General features: G+C 71.4%; 19 protein-coding genes. 6 read left to right on the forward strand and 13 right to left on the reverse strand.

Features of this window, described 5'->3' with window-relative positions:
* The first annotated feature begins 155 nt into the window (after positions 1-155).
* Positions 156-752: a polysaccharide deacetylase family protein gene (locus ACZ4FV_RS11190; RefSeq protein ID WP_465322516.1), complete on the forward strand. Its 597-nt coding sequence runs from the start codon at positions 156-158 to the stop codon at positions 750-752.
* Positions 753-898: 146 nt separating this feature from the next.
* Here ACZ4FV_RS11190 and ACZ4FV_RS11195 read toward each other — a convergent pair whose 3' ends face one another.
* The 3 genes from ACZ4FV_RS11195 to ACZ4FV_RS11205 all read right to left on the reverse strand — a co-directional run bounded on the left by ACZ4FV_RS11195 (position 899) and on the right by ACZ4FV_RS11205 (position 4,164).
* Positions 899-2,338, reverse strand: a complete 1,440-nt coding sequence (locus ACZ4FV_RS11195) for a hypothetical protein (RefSeq protein WP_465322517.1) — start codon at positions 2,336-2,338, stop codon at positions 899-901.
* Between the two features lie 483 nt (positions 2,339-2,821).
* Entirely contained in the window at positions 2,822-3,721 is a 900-nt protein-coding gene (locus tag ACZ4FV_RS11200; RefSeq protein WP_465322518.1) for a phosphotriesterase family protein, read from the reverse strand.
* Positions 3,718-4,164, reverse strand: a complete 447-nt coding sequence (locus ACZ4FV_RS11205) for a carboxymuconolactone decarboxylase family protein (protein WP_402235484.1) — start codon at positions 4,162-4,164, stop codon at positions 3,718-3,720. Before ACZ4FV_RS11205 ends, ACZ4FV_RS11200 begins: the two co-directional genes overlap by 4 nt.
* A gap of 59 nt (positions 4,165-4,223) precedes the next feature.
* Between ACZ4FV_RS11205 and ACZ4FV_RS11210 the strand changes: the two genes are divergently transcribed.
* Together ACZ4FV_RS11210 and ACZ4FV_RS11215 are read left to right on the forward strand one after the other, a co-directional pair.
* Positions 4,224-4,787, forward strand: coding sequence for a CGNR zinc finger domain-containing protein (locus ACZ4FV_RS11210; RefSeq protein WP_465322519.1), 564 nt, complete (start codon positions 4,224-4,226; stop codon positions 4,785-4,787).
* A 135-nt stretch (positions 4,788-4,922) separates the two neighbouring features.
* Positions 4,923-5,168: a helix-turn-helix domain-containing protein gene (locus tag ACZ4FV_RS11215; protein WP_402235481.1), complete on the forward strand. Its 246-nt coding sequence runs from the start codon at positions 4,923-4,925 to the stop codon at positions 5,166-5,168.
* Between the two features lie 109 nt (positions 5,169-5,277).
* Here the strand turns inward: ACZ4FV_RS11215 and uxaC are convergent, their stop codons facing one another.
* The 5 genes from uxaC to ACZ4FV_RS11240 form a co-directional block, all read right to left on the reverse strand.
* Positions 5,278-6,681: a glucuronate isomerase gene (gene uxaC, locus ACZ4FV_RS11220; RefSeq protein WP_402235478.1), complete on the reverse strand. Its 1,404-nt coding sequence runs from the start codon at positions 6,679-6,681 to the stop codon at positions 5,278-5,280.
* Positions 6,682-7,052: 371 nt separating this feature from the next.
* Positions 7,053-7,757, reverse strand: coding sequence for a nickel pincer cofactor biosynthesis protein LarB (gene larB / locus ACZ4FV_RS11225; RefSeq protein ID WP_402235475.1), 705 nt, complete (start codon positions 7,755-7,757; stop codon positions 7,053-7,055).
* Complete coding sequence (gene larE, locus ACZ4FV_RS11230; protein WP_395868711.1) at positions 7,750-8,595, reverse strand: ATP-dependent sacrificial sulfur transferase LarE; 846 nt, start codon at positions 8,593-8,595, stop codon at positions 7,750-7,752. Before larE ends, larB begins: the two co-directional genes overlap by 8 nt.
* Positions 8,596-8,679: 84 nt before the next feature.
* Positions 8,680-10,053: a mannitol dehydrogenase family protein gene (locus tag ACZ4FV_RS11235; RefSeq protein WP_465322520.1), complete on the reverse strand. Its 1,374-nt coding sequence runs from the start codon at positions 10,051-10,053 to the stop codon at positions 8,680-8,682.
* Complete coding sequence (locus ACZ4FV_RS11240; RefSeq protein WP_402235468.1) at positions 10,050-10,235, reverse strand: hypothetical protein; 186 nt, start codon at positions 10,233-10,235, stop codon at positions 10,050-10,052. The genes ACZ4FV_RS11235 and ACZ4FV_RS11240 overlap by 4 nt, the downstream gene beginning before the upstream one ends.
* 99 nt (positions 10,236-10,334) lie before the next feature.
* On the opposite strand from ACZ4FV_RS11240, the gene ACZ4FV_RS11245 reads away from it, so the two are divergent.
* The 3 genes from ACZ4FV_RS11245 to ACZ4FV_RS11255 all read left to right on the forward strand — a co-directional run bounded on the left by ACZ4FV_RS11245 (position 10,335) and on the right by ACZ4FV_RS11255 (position 14,079).
* Positions 10,335-11,564, forward strand: coding sequence for a lactate racemase domain-containing protein (locus tag ACZ4FV_RS11245; RefSeq protein ID WP_402235465.1), 1,230 nt, complete (start codon positions 10,335-10,337; stop codon positions 11,562-11,564).
* The gene (gene larC, locus ACZ4FV_RS11250) at positions 11,561-12,796 is read left to right on the forward strand and encodes a nickel pincer cofactor biosynthesis protein LarC (protein WP_402235462.1); all 1,236 of its coding nucleotides are present in this window, start codon (positions 11,561-11,563) and stop codon (positions 12,794-12,796) included. The genes ACZ4FV_RS11245 and larC overlap by 4 nt, the downstream gene beginning before the upstream one ends.
* Before the next feature lie 233 nt (positions 12,797-13,029).
* Positions 13,030-14,079, forward strand: coding sequence for a LacI family DNA-binding transcriptional regulator (locus ACZ4FV_RS11255; RefSeq protein ID WP_465322521.1), 1,050 nt, complete (start codon positions 13,030-13,032; stop codon positions 14,077-14,079).
* Between the two features lie 158 nt (positions 14,080-14,237).
* Here ACZ4FV_RS11255 and ACZ4FV_RS11260 read toward each other — a convergent pair whose 3' ends face one another.
* From ACZ4FV_RS11260 to ACZ4FV_RS11280, 5 genes are all read right to left on the reverse strand, one after another.
* Entirely contained in the window at positions 14,238-14,885 is a 648-nt protein-coding gene (locus ACZ4FV_RS11260; RefSeq protein ID WP_402235458.1) for an SGNH/GDSL hydrolase family protein, read from the reverse strand.
* Positions 14,886-14,950: 65 nt separating this feature from the next.
* The gene (locus ACZ4FV_RS11265) at positions 14,951-15,811 is read right to left on the reverse strand and encodes a sugar phosphate isomerase/epimerase family protein (protein WP_395868723.1); all 861 of its coding nucleotides are present in this window, start codon (positions 15,809-15,811) and stop codon (positions 14,951-14,953) included.
* A gap of 163 nt (positions 15,812-15,974) precedes the next feature.
* Complete coding sequence (locus ACZ4FV_RS11270) at positions 15,975-17,402, reverse strand: polysaccharide lyase 6 family protein (RefSeq protein ID WP_465322522.1); 1,428 nt, start codon at positions 17,400-17,402, stop codon at positions 15,975-15,977.
* Positions 17,403-17,434: 32 nt separating this feature from the next.
* Positions 17,435-18,868 (reverse strand): chondroitinase-B domain-containing protein, encoded by a 1,434-nt coding sequence (locus tag ACZ4FV_RS11275; RefSeq protein WP_395868726.1) that lies wholly within the window; start codon positions 18,866-18,868, stop codon positions 17,435-17,437.
* A 51-nt stretch (positions 18,869-18,919) separates the two neighbouring features.
* Positions 18,920-20,296: an alpha-L-fucosidase gene (locus tag ACZ4FV_RS11280; protein ID WP_402235449.1), complete on the reverse strand. Its 1,377-nt coding sequence runs from the start codon at positions 20,294-20,296 to the stop codon at positions 18,920-18,922.
* Positions 20,297-20,304: the final 8 nt, after the last annotated feature.

Raw genomic sequence — 20,304 nt, forward strand, 5'->3', positions numbered from 1 at the left:
CGCACCCCTCCGCTCCGCCGACGGGTCCCGCGTCGACGACCCCGGGCGCGCCCTCGTCGGCCGCGACGCCCCGCGGCTCCGGCCACGCCGCACCGGCCGACCCACCCGCGCCGGCGGCGAATCGGGCCGCGGACATACCCCCGCCGCTCGTGCCCATGGGCATCGTACGGAGCACCACGGATCCCGGTCACCGCACGGTCGCGCTCACCTTCGACGACGGCCCCGACCCGCGGTGGACTCCGAAGGTGCTCGCACTCCTCGACGAGTACGACGTCAAGGCCACCTTCTGCATGGTCGGCCCCAACGCCTCTCGCCACCCCGATCTGGTGCGCCGTGTGGTCGCCGCCGGCCATCGACTGTGCGACCACTCGGTCACGCACGACGAGCAGATCGACAAGCGGTCGACCCCGCGAGTCGAGCACGAGATCGTCTCCGCGCGCGACGAGATCGCCCGGGCCGCCCCCGGCCACGACGTCGACTGGTTCCGCGCGCCCGGCGGCGCGTGGTCGCCGACCGTGCGCCAGATGTCGGCCGCGTACGGCATGAAGCCCCTCGGCTGGTCGGTCGACACCCGGGACTGGGAGAAGCCCGGCGTCGACGCGATCCTCGACAACGTGCGCCGTGAGCTGCGCCCCGGCGGCGTGATCCTCATGCACGACGCGGGCGGCGACCGCACCCAGAGCGTCGAAGCGCTCGCACGGCTTTTGCCGTGGCTGAAGGACCAGGGCTACCGATTCGCGTTCCCGGGCTGAGACAACCGCGCCCCGGCCCGCCCCCGCGCGTCGGTGGCCGCGCGACGGGCAACGTACTTGCGCCTACGAAATCGATGCTCGCGCGTCGCGGGGGTCGGGCTGCCGCCCAAAGACCCGATCGGTCTTCGCTGTTCGCGCCGGTCGAGTCAGCTGCCCGGGTGGTCCTTCACGTACCGGGCCCATGTGCGTTCGAAGGCGGCTCGGTCCAAACCCGTGGCTGCGGTGAGCGCGGCGTCGAGGCGACTCGCGTCGCGATAGACCTCGGCGACGAACGTGTGGGCCTTGTCCGTGCCGAACTCCTCGGCCAGGAAGCGGATTGCCTGCATCGAGAGGTGGTAGTTGATCGACGTCGTCGCGGGGTCGGCGCTGTGGATCTCGCCGTCGACGGGGAGCCTGCCGGTGAATCTGCCGTCGTTGACATACGCCCGCGCGGTCGGGTTGTACTTGTTCGCCATCCGCGGGTCGGACCACGGCAGCGACTCGGCGAATCCTTCCGCGACCCAGCTCACGTGCTCGGTCCACGCGGGGGCGAATCCGGCAACCATCGCGTGACCCAGCTCGTGTTCGACGATCTGCTTGAAGATCGCGTCGTCGGAGGTGGCGAATCCCTTGCCCGCACCGTCCACCACGACGCGACAACCTACTTGTCGCGTCTGTTTGCCGTCGGTCAGCGTGAGGGGAGCCAGGCTCACACACACGCCCGCAGCGGGGCCGCGCCCCTTGGTCGACGCGATCTCGTCGAAGGTACGTCGATCGGGTGTCACGTAGACGACGAAGCGATCGACGGGCAGTCGCGGGCCGCGCCACGCGTCGAGATCGCGTCGGGCCGCGGCCTCCGCCTTGTCGGCCCAGGTCGCCGCCTCGGCCTTGTTCGCGACAGCGGCGGCGAGGACCACATGCGGACGCCTTTCGACCACCAGGGCGGTCTGATCCCACGGCATCGGGTACATCACCCCGCCGTAGGGAGCGGTGGAGACCGCAGTCATCCACAGGGGACCGCCGGCGGAGGTACGGTCGAAGGTCCATCGGTAGTTCTCCGCAATCGCCACCGGGTCGACTCCTTCGACGCGATGCACGAAGGAGACCACGACCATGACCGCAGCGCGACCGGAGTCGGAGACCGACCGAGGGGGCTGGTTCGACACCGTGTATCGGGCCTCCGCGAACGGGAACAGCGCCAGGTTCGCGAACAGGCGGCGCTGCTCCGCGATCAGCTCGCCGGCCGTCGGGTCGATCGGCGCGACGAAGGCGTCCACGTTGTGTTCCGCCAGGGCGCGCGAGCGCGCGGCGACCACCGCCTCCACTTCCTCGTCGCGGATCTCGGGACGCTGCGGAGCCGCCTCCGCGGCGCCCGCCGTTCGATCGTCCTCGACCCGCTGGTGCCGTTCGCCCGCATTCGTGGTGCCGCCGATCACGCCGGTGGCGACCAGCAGGACCACGATCAGGGCGACGGCGATCGACGCAGCTACGGTCACGAGCATGGCGCGCCGCTCGACGCGAGGTTCGTCGGCGTCGTGCCGTGGATCGCCGCCCACGCGGCCGGTTGCGGGCGGCGTCGAGTCGCCGGGAACGGGTGTGTCGGACATGCCGGTTCTCCCCTTGGACCCCGGCGCCAGGCGAGCCCACCCCGGTCCCGGACCGGCGATCCGATCAAGTATGCGCCGAGGCTATCCAGCACCGCCCCCGAAGCAGCACGCGACCCGGAGCAGCGATGCCGGGCCCCGACCATACGCGGGGCCGCGTAGCGTCGGCGAGCGCCCCGAAATGGTGAACCCCGGTGCGCATTCGAGCAACGACCCATACGGCGACGGCGCGGACGAAGGGCAAAGCCCCGGAGCCGGTCGAGCTGCGCTGCCTGGGCCCGCCGCCGCCGAACCATGTGGTCTCGACTCGACGGCGACGCCATTCCCTCATGGCCGGACGATCCCAGGACGTCGTCCGCTCACACCGCCGGAACGATACGCCAACTGCCCTACGGACAAAGGCGGATCCCGGCCGCGCCTCCGGACACCGCATGGACGACCCGATGAGACGCCCGCCGGACAACACCACGAGACCCACCGGTCCTCTCACGCCCAGTCGGCGGCGAACGCCCGCGCGGGGTTGTCCACGAACACCTCGGCGGCGAACTGTTCCCCGAACTCGCGTACCAACCTCGGGCGCAGGCTGTGCAGTAGGAAGGGTATGCCGGGCCCGCCGCCGCTGGACGCGCGCGCCGTCGCTGTCGTGGTGTCGCCGCCGAGCAGGATCCGGTGGCCGTGGCCCGCTTCGGCGAGCGCGGCCAGTTCGTCGAACAGCCGCCAGTCGGTGGCGTGGTGGGCGCGCGAGGGGCCGTCGAAGGAGAGGAACGCCCCGGTGCGGGCGGCGTCCAGATGAGCACGCGTGTCGGGCGAGCGGCCCAGATGGCCGAGGATGACCCCCTCGGGGCGGACCCCCAGTGCTCCGCACAGCAGGTCCATGACCTGCGTCGCGGCCGTGCCGCCTTCGAGATGGACGGCGATGGGCGCGTCGGTCGCCCGGTGTGCCTCGGCTGCGGCGGCCATCACGTGTCGTGCGTGCGTGTCGAGGCCGTGGAAGCCTCCGGCGACCTTGATCAGCCCCGACCGGACCGGCGCCTTGGTCAGGTCGTGGACGAACAGCTCCGCGAGCCGGTCCCGGATCCGCGCGAGGTGCTCGGGGTCGTAGTGGACCGCCTGGTGGAGTCCGGTCGCCGAGACGACCTGGATGCCGGTCTCCCGGGCGAGTTCGGCCAGGTCCGCACGACGGCGACCGAGTCCGTACGGCGTCCACTGCACCACGGTCCGTCCTCCGAGCCCACCGAAGGCGTGGAGTTCGGCGGCGGCGGCCTGCCGGTCGTCGAGTTCCTGGCCCGCCAACACCGGGCTGCGGAAGAACAGGTGGTCGTGCGCATCGGTGACACCCATGTCCGCGGCGGGAATATCGCCGAGCACGGTACGGATCGCGCTCATCCCGCGTCGCCCCCGCTCTCGTCGGCGGTGGCCGCGAGCGCGCCGGCGGCGACCCGCAGCCCGGCAAGCGCCTTCGGCACCCCGATGTACGGCGCGAGATGGACGAACACCTCAATGATCTCCTCGGCGGTCAGCCCGACCCGCAGGCCGCTCCTGACCTGGCCCTCCAGCTGTGGGTCGACCCCGCCCAGCGCCGTGAGCGCGGCCAGGTTGAGCAATTGCCGATCCCGCAGGCCCAGACCCTCGCGTTGATATGTGCCCCCGAACAAGGACGTCACGATCCAATCCGGGAAGCCGGGCGCGATGCGCTCCAAGCCGGGGAGCGTCGCCTCCTGGGTGTGCCGGTCCTGGAGGTCGTCCAACAGTCGGTAGCCCTGCGCGCGGTCGAAGCGCGCCTCACGCAACTCCATGATGATTTCCCATCCTGCCCATCCGGCGTCCATGTAACGGGTGTGCCGTTACATCTCGATCAGCGTAACGCCTCAGGCGTTACGCTGTCGCCATGCAAAACGAAGACGCCCTGGCCTTCCGGTTCGACTGCGGCGCGACCTGGCTCAACCTGCTCGCCACCCGAGGCCGCAGCTTCAGCGCGCACCCGGTCGAACGCATCGCCACACCCGAGCGGCTGGCGGAATGGGTCGAACACAGCGAATTGACTCCGCTCCGCAGGCTGACCGAGGTCGACGTATGCCGTACCCAGGGCCTTCGCGAGAACCTGCGCCCTCTCGCCCTCGCGGTCGTTACCCAGGCAACACCACCGGCCGAGGCCGCCACCGCGCTGACCCGCTTCCTCGACGAAGTCACCGATCCCGTAAGGCTCGTGGTCACCGATCGGCTCACCCGCGAACCCCCGCCCACGATGGACGCGGCACTCGCCCGCATCGCACGCCAGGCCGTCGACCACCTCACGGGCGCCGACCGCCACGCCCTGTCCGTCTGCCCCGAACACGACTGCCGTGGCGTATTCGCCAATCCGACCGGCCGCCGCCGCTGGTGCCCCTCCCCGGCCTGCGCCAGCCGCGGCCGGGTCCGGGCCCTTCGCGAACGCCGGCGAACCGCCGACTGATCGGGAATACATCGGATGCGGGGGTCGGCGGGCCACGGAGATTCGGAGTGGACGGCGGGTCCTGCGGCGGGGCCAATCCGGGTGCCGGCGGCGGTGCGCTGTCGGCACACCGCCACGGCCGCGCTCATCGGTCACATGACCGACAGCCCGCCCCCGGTGATCGACCGGGAACTGCTGCGACGCTTCGGCGCTCTGACGCCCAGGGAGCGCGACGTGGCCGTTCTCGTCGCAAGCGGCCTCGGCAACGACGAAATCGCGGCCCGGATGTCCGTATCGCCGTTCACCGTGAAGACCCATGCGGTGCGGGCCATGACGGAGGTCGGCGCACGTGATCGAGCGCAACTCGTCCCGTTCGCCTTCCCGGCCGACCTCTACCCCTGAGCCCGCCGAGCAGGACTCCGAGTGTGCGCGCAAGAACCAGCCCGGTCCCGGATGGAGGAGCCGAATCGGCGCCGGATGCCCGTCGAGGGTGCGGGTATCGAGGCGGTGATCACAGCTTGAACGCCTTTCGCGGGTTGACCGTGACCAGATCCACGGCCGTCTCCATCGCCTCGTCCTCGTCGAGTCGGTGCTCGGCGACCAGTTCGGCGAGATAGCCACAGTCCAGCCGCCGCGACATGTCGTGTCGGGCGGGGATGGAGCAGAAGGCTCGGGTGTCGTCGACGAAGCCGGACGTCCGGGAGAATCCCGCTGTCTCGGTGACCGCGCGGCGGAACCGGCGGATGGCGTCGGGGGCGTCGAGGAACCACCACGGGGCGCCCGCGTAGACCGAGGGGTAGAACCCGGCCAGCGGAGCGATCTCCCTGGTGAAGACGGTCTCGTCGAGGGTGAACAGGATCAGGTGGAATCCCTCGGCGGTTCCGTACCTGTGCAGGAGCGGACGCAGGGCGTCGGTGAACTCGGCGCGCAGCGGGATGTCGTGGCCGGTGTCGGGGCCGTACCGGTGGTGGGTGGGCGCGTGATGGTTGCGGCGCACGGATGGGTGCAGGGTCATCACCAGGCCGTCGTCGCAGGACATGCGAGCCATCTCGAGCAGCATGTGTCGACGGAAGGCGACGCCCTCGGCTTCGCTCGCCGTGCCCCGCAAGGCGGCCCGGTAGATACGGGCGGCCTCGCCGTGGGTCAGCGGTTCGGTGCCCACGTCCGGGTGGCTGTGGTCGGCGGAGGTGGCGCCGTGCGCGATGAAGTGGCGTCGTCGGTCTTCCAACGCCCGGATGTAGCCGTCGTAGTCCGAGGTGTCGATGTCCGCGGCCTCGCCCAGGCGCGACATGGCTTCTCCCCAACCCTGACCGGGCTCCAGGTAGCGGTCGGGTCGGAAGGTGGGCAGGACTCGCGCCGTCCAGGCGGGGTCGGCGGCAAGTGCCCGGTGAGCGGCCAGATCGTCCGCGGGATCGTCGGTGGTGGCCAGCACCTCGATGCCGAAGCGGCGGAACAGCGCCCGCGGGTGGAAGGCCGGATCGGCCAGCCGCGCGGCGATCCGGTCGTAGATCCGGTCGGCCGTGGCGGCGGCGGGTCGCTCGGTCACGCCGAAGATCTCGACCAGTTCCGCCTCCATCCAGTAGCGGACAGGGGTCCCTCGGAAGGCGGTCCAGTGCTCACACATCTTGCGCCACGCCTGGCGGCCCTGCTGTTCGGACAGTGGTCCCTGCCCTACCCCGAGTTCGTCCAGCGGGACACCGCAGGCGTGCAGCAGGCGCGTGACGTAGTGATCGGAGGAGATCAGCAGACTCGCCGGGTCGCTGAACGGCTTGTCGTCGACCAGCAACCGCGGGTCCACGTGACCGTGCGGCGACAGGATCGGCAGGTCGCGGACCGCTTCGTAGAGACGGCGGGCGACGGCGCGTGCTTGTGCGTCGACGGGCAAGAGCCGGTCGGGATGGAGTGAGGAGGGCATACTCCGCATGGTTGTCCGCAGCCGGAGGCCACGGCAATCGGTTGTCATGTGTTGCCAGGAGAGCTCGTGTGCGGATGTGGGCACAGGCGCCGATCGGCAAGGCCCGTCGACGACTTGGGCCATGCGTGGGAGCGAGCGCCCTGCCGCCCTGACGGAGAAATCCCCGACGACACGGATCGAGATGGGACGGCATATCAGGACGCCGCGGATGGCCAGGCGACTGCGCGGTCTGCCACCCGTTTCACATCCGATCACAGACCTCGCGTCCGATCATGGACCTCGCCTCCGATCACGGACCTCGGGTCGAGGCTGGACCTCGGGTCGGCGCCGGCCCTCGAAACCGCCGGGGGTAGCCGGCCCCGGGGCGCGGCTCATTCCCGCCCGGCCGACCCCCACGACGGAGCGCCGGCCGCCGCCGGCGTGACGGGTGCCGCGATCTGCGCGGCGAGGTGCCCGGCCCCGAAGCCGTTGTCGATGTTGACGACCGCGACCCCGGGGCTGCACGCGTTGAGCATCGACAGCAGGGGTGCCAGGCCGCCGAAAGCCGCTCCGTAGCCGACGGAGGTCGGCACCGCGACGACGGGCGCGGCGATCAGCCCCGCCACCACGCTGGGCAGCGCGCCGTCCATACCCGCGGCGACCACCACGACCCGGGCGGAACGCAGCAGGTCGAGCATGCCGATCACGCGGTGGAGCCCGGCGACGCCCACGTCCACGGCCGACTCACAGCGCCGTCCCAGATAGCGGGCGGTCAGTTCGGCCTCGAGCGCCACCGGGAGGTCGGAGGTACCCGCCGCCAACACCACCACGAGACCTCCCTCCGGAGCGGGCGGTTCGGGCGGCCACACCAGCAGCCGGGCGTCCGACGCGTGCCGGGCGTCGGGCAGCTCGGCGAGGACGGCCCGCGCGTGCTCGGGACCGGCGCGGGTGAACAGGGCCACCGCCCGGCCGCGCTCGCGCAGCTCGGCAGCGATCGCGCCCACCTGGTCCGGGGTCTTCCCCTCGCAGAAGATCGCCTCCGGATATCCCCTACGGTCGATCCGTTCGTGGTCGAGGCGTGCAAACGATTCAGCCATGGCGGACTCCGATCAGGGAAAGCGTGAAGGCACCCGATTGCATGCCTGCGAGATCGACGGCGACCATCCGGAACCCGGCGGCACGGACCACCGCCAGAGCCTCCTCGCGCAGGTCGCCCGCGAGCGCCGCGATCTCGGCGACGGGCACCTCGATCCGTGCGACATCGCCGTGGTGGCGGACCCGGCAGTCGCTGAAGCCAAGCCCCCGCAGGCCCCGTTCCGCCACCTCCACCTGTCTCAGCTTTTGCGGTGTGACCTCACTGAAGTGCGGGATCCGCGAGGCCAGGCAAGGCGCGGCCGGTTTGTCCGCGCACGGCAGGTCCAGCGCGGCGGCGATCCGGCGGACCGCCGCCTTGTCCAGGCCCGCGTCGGCGAGCGGGCGCAGCACCCGGTGGCGCACGGCGGCCCTGCCGCCGGGACGGTCCGCGCGCACCACGTCGTCGGCGTTCTCCCCGTAGGCGACGGCCGTCAGGCCGTGCGCCCGGACCACCTCCGCGGAAATGCGGGCGAACAACTCGTCCTTGCAGTGGAAGCACCGGTCGGGGCCGTTGGCCCGGTAGGCCGGCAGGTCGCCCTCATGGGTGGCGACCTCGACCACGCGCGCACCGATCCTCGCGGCAACCCGCAGGGCTGCCGTGCGCTCGTCCGCGGCGAGGCTGGGCGAGACGCCGAGCACCGCGACCACGCGGTCGGCGCCCAGCGCTCGGACGGCCAGGGCCAACAGCACGGAGGAGTCCACTCCCCCGGAGAAGGCCACACCGAGCCGTCCGGGCGTGTGGAGCAGTGTTCCGACGCGGTCGGCGGCATCGCTGTCGGTGTCGGACAGTCCGGGGAGCATGACGTGCTTCTCCTCCTGCTGATACTTGTCGGCCCGGGGGGTGTCCCAGGTTTCCGACGTCCACGCCGATGACGACGTCTTCGGTCAGGCGAGTTCCCAGGCGCGGGCGGTGAGCGCCTCGACCAGTTCGGTGTCTCGGGCGAGGGCGGGATCGAGGAAGGCCAGCACGGCGTGCGCGGCGGCGGACGGTGATCCGGTGAGGACCGGGGCTGCGCCGTCTCGTACGGGGATCCCGTTGCTTCCGCGCAGGTGCAGCAGCCACGCGGCGATGACGCGGAGCGCGCCGGGCGGCATCGCCCCGGACGTGCGCTCGGCGTAGAGCGTGGGAAGGACGCGCACCGGGATCTTCTGGGCTCCGTCCTCGGCGATCTTGGCGAGGGTGTGCCGGATGCGCGGGTTCGCGAAACGGGTCGTCAGCGCGTCCCGGTAGGCGGCCAGCGCGGTTTCCGGGAAGTCCAGGTGGGCCGAGGCCTCGACCCACCACTCGCGCACCCAGACCCGACAGACCGGATCGGCCACGGCCTCGGCGACGGTGGCGTGCCCGCGGAACGGCGCCGCGTACGCCAACAGCGAGTGGGCGCCGTTGAGCAGCGACAGTTTGCGTTCCTCGTACGGCGTGACGTCGGCGACGAAGCGGGCACCGGCGTCCTCCCAGCGGGGCCGCCCGGCCGGAAATTCGCCGTGCAGCACCCACTCGGTGAACGGCTCGGTGACGACGGGGACTTCGTCGCGGCGCCCGGTCGCGTCGCGGACGGCGGCCACGTCGTCCGCGGTGGTCCACGGGGTGATCCGGTCGACCATGGTGCCGACGTACGAGGCGTGCGCGGCCGCGTCGCGCCATCCGGGGCGCCCGATCGCGTCCGCCAGTTCGCCGATCACCCGTGCGGTGACCTCGCCGTTTCCCGGCAGGTTGTCGCACGGCACGACAGCCACGGGGCCGCCGCCCGCGCGCTGCCTGGCGGCCAGCCCGGCCAGCAGCCGCGCGGCGACGGTCGATACCGGAGCGTTCGGGTCGACCCGGAGTGCGGCGATATCGGCACTCACATCGGCGCGTCCGGTGTCCAGGCCGCCTCCGGGGGCGCGTGTGTACGCCGCCTCGGTGACCGTCAGGGTGACCACCGCGAGTTCCGGCCGCCGCCAGTAGTCCAGCCACACGGCGTGGTCGCCGCCGGAGTGCGCCGAGGTGAGCGAACCGACCACCTCGAAGCGGTCGCGGTCGGGAGCACGGGTGGCCAGCGTGTAGAGCCCGTCCTGGGCGGTCAGCCGCTCGGCGATCGCGGTGCTGCGCCCGGTGAACGCCGCGATGCCCCACCGGTCGGCGTCGCCGGCGTGCTCGGTGTACCAGGCCTGATGGGCCCGGAAGAAGCCGCCCAGGCCGAGGTGCAGCATGCGCACCGGCGCGGCGGGGCGTCCGTCGACCGCGCGGGACAAGGGCCGGGTCGCGGGTTGGGCGGTCACAGTTCGAAGACCTTTCGCGGGTTGACGCGCACCGGTTCCGCCGCCGCCTCGAACGTCTCGTCCCGGTAGAGCCGGTGCGGTGACGGGATCGGCAGGTCGCGCACCATCTCGTGGCGGCGCCGGGCGAGAGCCCGCACACCGGGGTCGACGGGAAGTAGTCGGTCGGAGTGAAGGCTTGGCATGACGGCATGTTCGTTGCCGTCGGCCCGGCGCGGCAACCGGTTGCCATGTGTTGCCCTGGGCACTTGCACCGCGCCGGACGCCATGGTCCTCTGGCCGCCATGACAGCACAGATCGGTGGGCCGGGCGCGGTCCTTCCCGAGACCCAGGTGCGAGCCTTCGTCGCCGAACAACTGGCCGACGAGGATCTCGACGGCCGGAGCGTATGCCTGGTGGTACCCGACGGCACCCGCAGTTGCCCGCTTCCGCTGCTGCTCGCCGCGGTGCACGACGCGCTGTACGGCCGGGTCTCCCGGTTGACGGTGCTTGTCGCGTTGGGTACGCACGCGCCGATGGGCGAGGCCGAATTGGCCGCCCACGTCCCGCCGCTGCCGGGCATGACCGTCCTCAACCACGAGTGGTGGAAGCCGTCGACGTTCGCCTCGGTCGGCACCATCGGCGCCGAGCGCGTGGCCGAGTTGTCCGGCGGGCTGCTGCGCCAAGAGGTCGACGTACGCCTCAACCGGGCCGTCGTGGAGCACGACGTGGCCCTGGTCGTCGGCCCGGTCTTCCCGCACGAAGTGGTCGGCTTCTCCGGCGGTGACAAGTACTTCTTCCCCGGCGTCGCGGGCGCCGACATCATCGACCTGTCGCACTGGCTCGGGGCCCTGATCACCAGCGCGGAGATCATCGGAACGCGCGGCATCACCCCGGTCCGCGCGCTGATCCACGAGGCCGCCGCGCTGATCCCGAGCCGCAGGCGCGCGCTGTGCGTCGTGGTCGAATCCGGCACCGGGGCACTGCACTCGATGGCGTACGGGACCCCGGAGGCGGCCTGGTCGGCGGCGGCCGACGTGTCCGCGCAGGTCCACGTCCGCTACCTCGACGCCCCGGTGCGGCGTGTGTTGTCCGTGATCCCGGAGAAGTACGAGGACATCTGGACCGCGGCGAAAGGCTTCTACAAGCTGGAACCGGTCGTCGCGGACGGCGGCGAGGTCATCCTGTACGCGCCGCACGTGCGGACGATCTCCGCGATGCACCCGGAGATCGAGGAGATCGGTTACCACTGCCGCGACTACTTCACCAAGCAGTGGGAGCGCTTCAAGCACCTGCACTGGGGCGTCCTGGCGCACTCCACACACCTGCGCGGCGCGGGTACGTACGACGAAGAGCGCGGCGAGCGCTGCCGGTTGACCGTCACCCTCGCGACCGGCATTCCCGAAGACGTCGTCCGCGGGGCGAACCTCGGCCATCTGGACCCCTCCGCGGTGGACTTCGCGGCGTTCGACGCCGACCCGGACACACTCGTGGTGCCGCAAGCCGGCGAGGTCCTGCATCGGTTGCGCCCATGAGGGCCGCGTGGGTCGATGCGTCCGCCGGCATCGCCGGGGACATGCTGCTCGCCGCCCTCGTCGACGGCGGGGCCGCGTTGAGCACCGTGCGTGCCGCGGTGGAGGCCGTGGTCCCCGGCGAGGTACGCCTCGCACAGACACAGGTCACCCGCGCCGGGATGCGAGCGACGCGGATCCAGGTGACGCCGAGCGACGACGACCACGCACACCGAACGTGGCGTGACGTACGCCGCCTCATCGAGCGGGCGCCCCTGGCAGATCCGGTCCGCGCGTCGGCCCTCGCCGCCTTCGCCCGCCTCGCCGTCGCCGAGGCACACGTACACGGCACCACGACGGAAGAGGTGCACTTCCACGAGGTGGGTGCCTGGGACTCGATCGCAGACGTCGTCGGCGTCTGTGCCGCGCTGCACGACCTCGCCGTCACCGATCTGACGGCAGGTCCCGTGGCGTTGGGCGCCGGCCGCGTCACCACCGCCCACGGCGAACTTCCCGTCCCCGCCCCTGCGGTGGCCGAACTCGCCGCCGAGTGGCAGGTGTTCGCGGGCGGCGAGGGCGAACTCGCCACCCCCACCGGCCTGGCGCTGCTCACCACCCTGGCCCGCGAATGCGCTCCCCTACCACACCTGCGTCTGGAGCGAACCGGCATCGGGGCCGGCAGCCGCGACACCCCCGGACGCCCCAACGTCACCCGCGTCTTCCTCGGCACCCCGGCCCCCGCCACGGCCCTCGATTCCGTCTTCGACGCCGCCGAAGCCGTCGTCCTGGAAACCAATATCGACGACCTGGACCCGCGCGCATGGCCCAGCGTCCTCGCATCCCTGATGGAGGCCGGCGCCTCGGACGCCTGGCTGACCCCCATCCTCATGAAGAAGGGCCGCCCCGCGCACACGCTCTCCGTCCTGTGCCCGCCGCAAGGCGCCCAACCCCTCCGTGAAGCCGTCTTCCGCCTCACCACCACCCTGGGCGTACGCGAACGGCCGGTCCGCAAATCCGAACTCCAACGAGGCTGGACCCACGTGGACGTCCTCGGCAGCCGCCTCCCCGTCAAGGTGGGCCACCATTGCGGCAGAATCCTCCAGGCAACCCCCGAGTTCGCCCCCGCCGCCGCCCTCGCCGCCCGCCTCGGCCTCCCCGTCCACGCAGTCCTCGCCGCCACCACCACAGCCGCCCACCAAGCCGGCCTGACCTCCAGCGCCCCCACCCCGCAAACGCTCACCCCCGAACCCGCCTGATTCCGCGCCACCACTGCGGGCACCTGTCTCGCCCCTCGGCGGGGGACCGCTGTTCGGCAGCCGGGTGGCCCGCCGCGTAGCCGTTTCGACGACGGCCACGCCGGGATGACGGCGTCGAACGGAGTACAGTGCGCTGCCTCCCACCCATCCCTTGGGCAGCCATAGGGTCGTCCGATACCGGGTGTCGCCGCCCCAGACCTGCGGCTTTCCCACGAGAACGGAAGTGAGATCGGGTGAGCGAGCGTGACGACGCGCCGACCGCCGCGACCGGCGGGAGCAAGGCACCGACGATCTACGACGTCGCCCGGGCCGCAGGGGTGGCCGCGTCCACCGTGTCCCGGGCGTTCGCCAGGCCGGGCCGGGTCAACGCAGCGACTGCGGAACGCATCCGGCGGGTGGCCGCGGAGCTCGGCTACCGCGTGAATCCGTTGGCGTCGGGACTGCCCACCGGCCGCACCTCGATGCTCGCGCTGGTGGTTTCCGACGTGACCAACCCGTTCTACGCCGAGATCATCCGGGGAGCCGAGTCCGCCGCCGCCGAGGCTGGCTTCGTTCTCCTGCTGATCGACGCCCAGGAGTCCGATCGGGTGGAACGCGCCAGTCTGGAAAGGGCGTTGCCCGCAGTCGAGGGACTCGTACTGGCGGGTACCCGACTGTCGGACTCGGCCATCCGCATGACTGCCAAGCAGCGGCCGGTGGTCGTCCTCAACCGGGATGTCGCCGACGTTCCCAGCATCACCCTCGACAACCCGCACGGCATGTTCGTGACCGCGGAACATCTGGCCCGGTTGGGGCATCGCACGGTGACCTACGTGGCCGGTCCGGAGGCATCCTGGGCGGACGGGATGCGCTTGCGGAGCCTGCGCGAGGCGGCGATCGGGCTGGACATGCGGGTGCAGCGCGTGGGCCCGTTCGCGCCGACGGTCGCAGGCGGTCGCGAAGCCGCCGACGCGCTCCCCCAGGACCTGCCGACCGCCGTCGTGGCCTACAACGACCAACTGGCGATCGGCGCCATGCTCGCTCTCCAGGCGCGCGGCGTCCGAGTTCCCGAGGACGTCAGCGTGGTCGGCTTCGACGACATCTTCCCGACGCGCATCGTCAGGCCCGGGCTGACCACCGTCGCCGCCCCGCTGCGCGCCCAGGGACGGGCTGCCGTCGACGCGCTGCTGTCCTCGCGCGGCAACCCGGCACCGCGCACCGGCAAGCCCATGACCCTGCCGGTAAAGCTGGTCGTCCGCGGCTCGACAACCCAGGCTCGGCGAACCCGGCGTCCGAGTTCGTGAAAAACGGTACCGGATCGCGGACTTCGTCGACCACCGCTCCATCCGCGGCCGGCCCTGACGAGAAGAGCCGGCCGGGCGGTGACCGCACCGGATCCAGGGTCTGCACGAACGCGAGCGCGCGCGCATCCGACGCTCCGATCGTCTGACCCGCGGCGCTGCTACCGCCGTGCGTCCAGGGCCGCGGGAGCGACCTCGGCGAGCCAGGCGTCGGCGATCAGCCGATGCCCCAGAGGACTCGGGTGCACGCCGTCCGGGGCCAGCTCCGCCGGCTCCCGGTCCCGCGCCGCGCGGGGCAGCACGAGGTCCGCGCGAACCACTCGGGCTCCGTTGTGCGCAGCGGCCCGCAGGACGGCGTCGGTACGCGGCGACAAGTCCTCGAACCAGCGTTCCTGGTCCGGTCCGACCGGAAGCAGGAACGGGGTGATGACGACCAGCCGTGCGGACGACTTCCGCGTGGTGGCCGCGAGCAGGCGGTCGAGGCACGCCTCGAACTCGTCGACCGGACTGGCGAGGTTGCGGTCGTAGCGTCGCCAGGTGTCGTTGATGCCGATCTTGACCGTGACGACAGTGGGTCGGTGGTCCATGACGTCGGTGCTCCAGCGGGATTCCAGGTCGTACACGCGGTGGCCGTTGATCCCCCTGTTGACGACGCGGGGGCCGGGTCCGTCGTGCGCCCGCTCGCGCAGAGTCCGCGCGATCTCGCGGACGTATCCCTCGCCGAGAGATGCGGGATCCGCACGGTCTCGGCCCGCGTCGGTGATGGAGTCGCCGATGAACACGAGCGTGTCGTCGTTCTCGAGTGGCATGCCTGCCGTCCTGGCGTCTTGGTGGGTGGGCGGGCGACGGGACATCTCACTCGTGACCCGCCGGATCACGATCGACCGCGTCGGATCGAGGAGGTTTGTGCCGCGGCGCGCCTCAGGGTCTCGGCCTCGCGCGCCAGCACCGCGGGGTCGTCACCGGGGACGAACTCCAGGAGCGCCTCGACGCCCCGGCCCGCCAACAGGTCGAGGGCCGTGGTCCACAGGTCCCGGCGGTCCGCCAGCGGCAGCCGGTTGTTGCCCGGCCACCACGAGAAGACATGTACGGCGGTGACCCGGTCGCCGAGTTCGACGAGCCCCGCCAGCGCCTGCTCGTCGGGGGTGTCCTGCGGCGGCTGCCAGTACGTGCGGACGTTGTCCGCGCCCACCTCGTCCAACAACCGGACGGTCGAGGCGACGGTGTCGGTGAGCGTTCGACCGTGGAACTCCGGCGCGAGCTCCAGGCCGTGGTCCGCGGCGATCCGGGCCGCCTCCCGCAGGCAGCGCACGGTTTCGTGCCGCTCGTCCGGCAGGGCGGACCGCGATCCGGTTCCGCCCGCCCAGACCCGTACCCGGGGTGCCCCGAGCAGACCGGCGGCCCGGGCGACAGCGGGGAACGCGGCCAACTCGGCGGGAGTGGCGCGAAAGTACGAACCGTACGAGCAACAGACCAGCCCGTGGCGGTCGGAGACCTCACGGACCGCGCGGACCGTGTCGGGCTCCCCCGCGGGCGCGTGCACGTCCGCTCCCCACTCGATCACCTCCAGGCCCGCGTCGGCCGCGCGTCGCGCGACCTCGGCGGCGGGCAGCCGGCGGAAGGTGACCGAGCACAGGCCCAGACGGGTCCGTCCGCCCCCCGCTGTGTCCGTCGGCCCGGCCGGCGGGCGGAGCGGGGAGCGGTCCGCCGCACTCCGGGTGCTGTCCTCGGTCATGGCCCTGCCTTCCTGCGGTCGGCCTGCGGATGGTCTGCGATCGCCCTGTGGGGGGTCCGACGCGGTCCGCCCGCACGGGGGTCGGGCGGACCGGGTCGGATGGACCGGCGGAGTCGGGTGGACGGACCGGTCAGGCGTGCGGCGCCCCGCCACCGGTGGTCGCTCAGGGGGCGTTCGGGCCCACGTCCGCGGCGGTGAGGGGGTGCCGGAGTGCGGGCGTCGTCGCGTACTCGTCGGCACCGATGTCCCGTACGCTGCCGCGCTGGTCCCCGTCGATGTCGTCGGCCAGGACTATGCCGCCCAGCGTGGCCGCGCCGATCGCCGGGCTGCTCGCCGTCAGCCGCAGAACACCGTCCGTGCCCTGACTGAGCCGGGGGTCGGCCCGGATGAAGCTTCCGGCGGGGATGTTGCCGTTGGCGGCCGCTCCCCACAGCAGGTTGCTCTGCCAGGTGAAGCCGGAGGTGGCTCCCATGGCGACGAGGCTGCCGGAGTCGCCGACCAGCAGGTTGTCGGCGATGGTCACGTCCTGCGGTTCGAACGCCCGCGTCTCGCCCGACAGCATGCCGGCGTTGTTGATCAGGGAGTTGTGCGCGATCACCGCGCGGTCGCAGGCGTCGTTGCCCCGCCGCTGGGTCTCCGTCTCACTCGGGGTGTGGTCACGGGTGCTGCCGCTGCCGACCACCAGGGCCCGGCCGGACAGCCCGCTGAGGTAGTTGTTGACGATCACATGGTCGTTGCCGTAGATCCGTACCCCGTCGATGCCGCCGATCAGGTAGTTTCCCTTCACCGTCGAACCGTTGCCGTGTCGCAGCACGATGCCGCCGCGGCTGTCGCGGATGGTGTTGTACCGGATGGTGTTGCCCGAGGACTTCACCGAGATGGCCTCGGGGTCGCCGTCACAGCGCTCGAACAGGTTGTACTCCACCTTTCCGCCGGCGTCGGCCAGGGCCCGGCCGCTGACGCCGAAGCGGATGGGCTCGCCGCCGTTGTCCCCGGTGAAGCTGTGGTCGGAGAAGTGGTTGCGGAAGATCTGCACGTTCTGGGCCATGTCGGTCTTGCCGGGACCGTCGACGACGATGAAGATGCCCGTGGTGGTCTTGTTGTGGAAATGGTTCCGGTCGATCTTCGTGTCGTTCGCCCGGACGACGACCCAGTACGGATCGCCGCTGTCCGCGAACTGGAAGTCGTTGCGAGTCAGCCGGATCGCCGAGCAGGTCGTCGGGATCTCGAGCGTGGTGCTCTGCCGGAAGGCGAAGCCGCTGATGACGATGTTGCTCGAATTGCCGAGCACGAAGCCGCGTGCGCCCCGCAGCACCACACCGCCGCGCGTCTTCGACACGATGGTGATGGGTGCGGCGCTCGTGCCGTTCTTGCCGGAGATGTTGATCGAGCCGCCCGAGGGGACCGTATAGGTTCCGTCGGCGACGACGATCCGGTCACCGGGTGCGGCGCCGTTGATCGCGCTCTGAAGCGCCGCGAGGGAGGAGACCGGGATATCGGCCGCCGATGCGCTGCCCGACAGCGAGGTGGTGAGGGGTACCGCGGCAAGTGCGGCCACGGCCGAGCTCTTGAGGAACGTGCGTCGTTGCATGATGCCTCCTGGATCGAAGTGGGCGGGAGCGCTCAGTGGGCCCGGGGACCGACGTCGGCAGGCGTCAGGGGTCCGCGCCTCGGCGGCCGGCGGAAGTATTCGTGCGCGCCCACGTCCGGCGTCCTGGTGCGGGGCTGTCCGTCGATGTCGTGCGTGATGCGCGGCCGGCGCGGCGTGCCGGCGTCGATCGCGGGGCTGCCGGCGGCCGGGCGGGCGATGCCGTACGCGTCCTTCACCAGCTTCGGGTCGACCCGGGTACCGCCGCCGGCGGGGATGTTGCCGTCCGCGGCGGCGCCCCACAGGAGATTGCCCGTCCAGGTGAAGCGCACGGTGTTGGCCATGGCGACCAGTTGGCCCGTGTCCGCGACGAGCAGGTTGTCGGCGACGGTGACGTCGCGCGGCTCGTGCGGGCGCTGGCTCTCGCCGGAGATCGTGCCGCCGTTGTTCACCAGGGTGTTGTGGGCGATCAGGATGCGGTCGGGGGCGTCGTTGCCGCGGCGCGCCTCGGGCGTCTCGCCGGGCAGGTGATCGCGCTCCGATCCGCTGCCGATCACCAGGGCGCGCCCGGCCAGGCCGGAGAGGTGGTTGTTGACGATCACATGGTCGTTGCCGTAGATCCGCACGCCTTCGGTGCCGTCGATGAAGTGGTTGGCCTCCACCCGGTTGCGGTTGCCGTGCCGCAGTACGATCCCGCCGAAACTGTTGCGGATGGTGTTGTACCGGATGGTGTTGTCCGAACTCTTCACCGAGATCGCTTCGGGGTCCCCGTTGGCCCGCTCGAACAGGTTGTACTCGACGATCGCGTGGGCGCTGGACAGGGCGCGAGGGCTGACGCCCAGCCGGATCGGTTCGCCGCCGTTGGAGCCGGTGAAGGTGTGGTCGGAGAAGTAGTTGCGGTACACGTGGACGCGCTGGGCCATTTCCTCGGTGTTCGCGCCCTCGATGCCGAGGTAGATGCCGAGGGTGCTCTTGCCGTGGAAGTGGTTGTGGTCGACCGTGCTGTCGTCCGCGCGCACCATCACCCAGTGCACGCCCTCGATGTCGGCCAGGTGGATGTCGTTGCGGGTGAGTCTGATGTGCGAGCAGTCCGGGGGGATGTCCAGGGTGTTCCGCTGCCGGAAGGAGAAGCCGCCGAGGGTGATGTGGCACGACGCTTCGAGGACGAAGCTGTGCTCGCCTTCCAGGATGACGCCGCCCTGCGTCCGGGCCGCGATCGTGATGGGCGCGCGCCCGGTGCCCTTCTTGTTCCGAATGGTGAGCGGGCGGTCCGAGGGGACGGTGTAGGTCCCGTCGGCCACCACGATCCGGTCGCCGGGTCGTGCCCGGTCGATCGCGGCCTGCAGCTCGTCCAGTGTGCGGACGGCCCTGGGGGCCGCGCTCGCGCTCGCGGTCAGCGCTCCGCCGACGGGGGCGGCGGCCAGCGCCACCCCTGCCGCGGTACCCATCAGGAACGTGCGGCGTTGCATGGTGCCTCCGTGAGGATGTGGTGGAGGTACGGACGGTGTTCCGGCCAGTGATCAGCCGGCGGTCGGGGTGTCCCGGGTGGTGTCCTCGGCGTCCTGGGTCGCCTGGGCGTCCAGGAACAGTTCGATGACGGGCACGGGGGTGTCGGGGCGCCCGACCGGGATCTGGAGCGTCAGCGTTCCGGCGGGCTGGCCGCCCATCTCGGTGTTGACCGCGGGACGGTCCGGGTCGATGTGGACCGGGATGATCTCGGACGCGTCGTTGAGCAGTTGGGCGTAGCGCACCCGGCCGGCCAGGCCCGGTAGGTGCAGGTGACGCATCGGCCAGGCGAACAGGTGCACGTAGAGCCGGTCGCCGCGTTGGGTGTACCGGCATTCGGCGGGGGCGGTGTACGAGGACGGGCCGCAGTCGCGAATCGACCGCTCGTGCAGGTGCATCCACCGGCCGATCTCGTCGAGGATCGCGGTGTCGCGCGGGTCGAGCGCGCCACGACCGTCGGGCCCCACGTTGAGCAGCAGGTTGCCGCCCTTGGACACCCCGTCGACGAGCATGCGGATCAGCAGGTCCGGACTCTTGTGGTCCAGGTTGTCCCGGTCGTAGCCCCAGCTGCCGTTGAGCGTCTGGCAGGCTTCCCACAGCACGGGTCGCCCGTTCTCGGTCATGGGACCGGACGGCTGGTACTGCTCGGGGGTGACGAAGTCCCCGGGAAGGCCGGTCCGATCGTTGACGAGGACGTGCGGTTGCAGTTCGCGAATCGTCCGCAGGAGCTGCGGGGAGTCCCAGTCGTCGGGTCCCTTGCCGCCCCACCACGAGCGCTCGGCATACGAGAAGTCGAAGAACAGGTAGTCGATCCGTCCGAACGAGGTCAGCAGTTCGCGGACCTGGCCGTGCAGATAGCGCTGGTACTCGCGGATGTCCCGGTCGGCGTTGGCGGCCTTGAACGCCTCGTCGTCGCGCTGTGGATGCGTGCCGTCCACGGGGAAGGACGGGTGGTGCCAGTCGATCAGCGAGTAGTAGAGACCGACCTTGAGCCCCTCGGCGCGGCACGCCTCGACGAACGGCCCCACGAGGTCACGGCCGTGCGGGGTGTTGGTGACCTTGTACTCGGTGAGGGCGCTGTCCCACAGGCAGAAGCCGTCGTGGTGCTTGGTGGTGAGCACGACGTACCGCATGCCCGCGGCCTTGGCCGCCCTGGCCCACTCGGCGGGGTCGTAGCGGTCGGGGTCGAAGTGGTCGAAGTACACCTGGTACTGCTCGTCGGTCAGTTCCTCGCGGTTCTTCACCCACTCGTGCCGTGCGGCGAGTGAGTACAGACCCCAGTGCACGAACATGCCGAACCGGGCGGTGGTGAACCAGTTCGTCTCCGGGCCTGCCTCGGGACCCGGGGTCGCGGACGGACGCGCCTGCGGGGTGTCAGCGCTCGCGGTCATGGGGAATC

The organism is Embleya sp. NPDC025285, assembly GCF_055558835.1.

Excerpts from the sequence above, each read along its gene's own strand:
- uxaC (WP_402235478.1), bottom strand. The coding sequence starts at position 6,681 with ATGCCCTCCTCACTCCATCCCGACCGGCTCTTGCCCGTCGACGCACAA.
- ACZ4FV_RS11205 (WP_402235484.1), bottom strand. The coding sequence starts at position 4,164 with ATGGACGCCGGATGGGCAGGATGGGAAATCATCATGGAGTTGCGTGAG.
- larE (WP_395868711.1), bottom strand. The coding sequence starts at position 8,595 with ATGCTCCCCGGACTGTCCGACACCGACAGCGATGCCGCCGACCGCGTC.
- ACZ4FV_RS11195 (WP_465322517.1), bottom strand. The coding sequence starts at position 2,338 with ATGTCCGACACACCCGTTCCCGGCGACTCGACGCCGCCCGCAACCGGC.
- larB (WP_402235475.1), bottom strand. The coding sequence starts at position 7,757 with ATGGCTGAATCGTTTGCACGCCTCGACCACGAACGGATCGACCGTAGG.
- ACZ4FV_RS11190 (WP_465322516.1), top strand. The coding sequence starts at position 156 with ATGGGCATCGTACGGAGCACCACGGATCCCGGTCACCGCACGGTCGCG.
- ACZ4FV_RS11200 (WP_465322518.1), bottom strand. The coding sequence starts at position 3,721 with ATGAGCGCGATCCGTACCGTGCTCGGCGATATTCCCGCCGCGGACATG.
- ACZ4FV_RS11270 (WP_465322522.1), bottom strand. The coding sequence starts at position 17,402 with ATGCAACGACGCACGTTCCTCAAGAGCTCGGCCGTGGCCGCACTTGCC.
- ACZ4FV_RS11215 (WP_402235481.1), top strand. The coding sequence starts at position 4,923 with ATGACCGACAGCCCGCCCCCGGTGATCGACCGGGAACTGCTGCGACGC.
- ACZ4FV_RS11245 (WP_402235465.1), top strand. The coding sequence starts at position 10,335 with ATGACAGCACAGATCGGTGGGCCGGGCGCGGTCCTTCCCGAGACCCAG.
- ACZ4FV_RS11260 (WP_402235458.1), bottom strand. The coding sequence starts at position 14,885 with ATGCCACTCGAGAACGACGACACGCTCGTGTTCATCGGCGACTCCATC.
- ACZ4FV_RS11280 (WP_402235449.1), bottom strand. The coding sequence starts at position 20,296 with ATGACCGCGAGCGCTGACACCCCGCAGGCGCGTCCGTCCGCGACCCCG.
- larC (WP_402235462.1), top strand. The coding sequence starts at position 11,561 with ATGAGGGCCGCGTGGGTCGATGCGTCCGCCGGCATCGCCGGGGACATG.
- ACZ4FV_RS11275 (WP_395868726.1), bottom strand. The coding sequence starts at position 18,868 with ATGCAACGCCGCACGTTCCTGATGGGTACCGCGGCAGGGGTGGCGCTG.
- ACZ4FV_RS11265 (WP_395868723.1), bottom strand. The coding sequence starts at position 15,811 with ATGACCGAGGACAGCACCCGGAGTGCGGCGGACCGCTCCCCGCTCCGC.
- ACZ4FV_RS11240 (WP_402235468.1), bottom strand. The coding sequence starts at position 10,235 with ATGCCAAGCCTTCACTCCGACCGACTACTTCCCGTCGACCCCGGTGTG.
- ACZ4FV_RS11210 (WP_465322519.1), top strand. The coding sequence starts at position 4,224 with ATGCAAAACGAAGACGCCCTGGCCTTCCGGTTCGACTGCGGCGCGACC.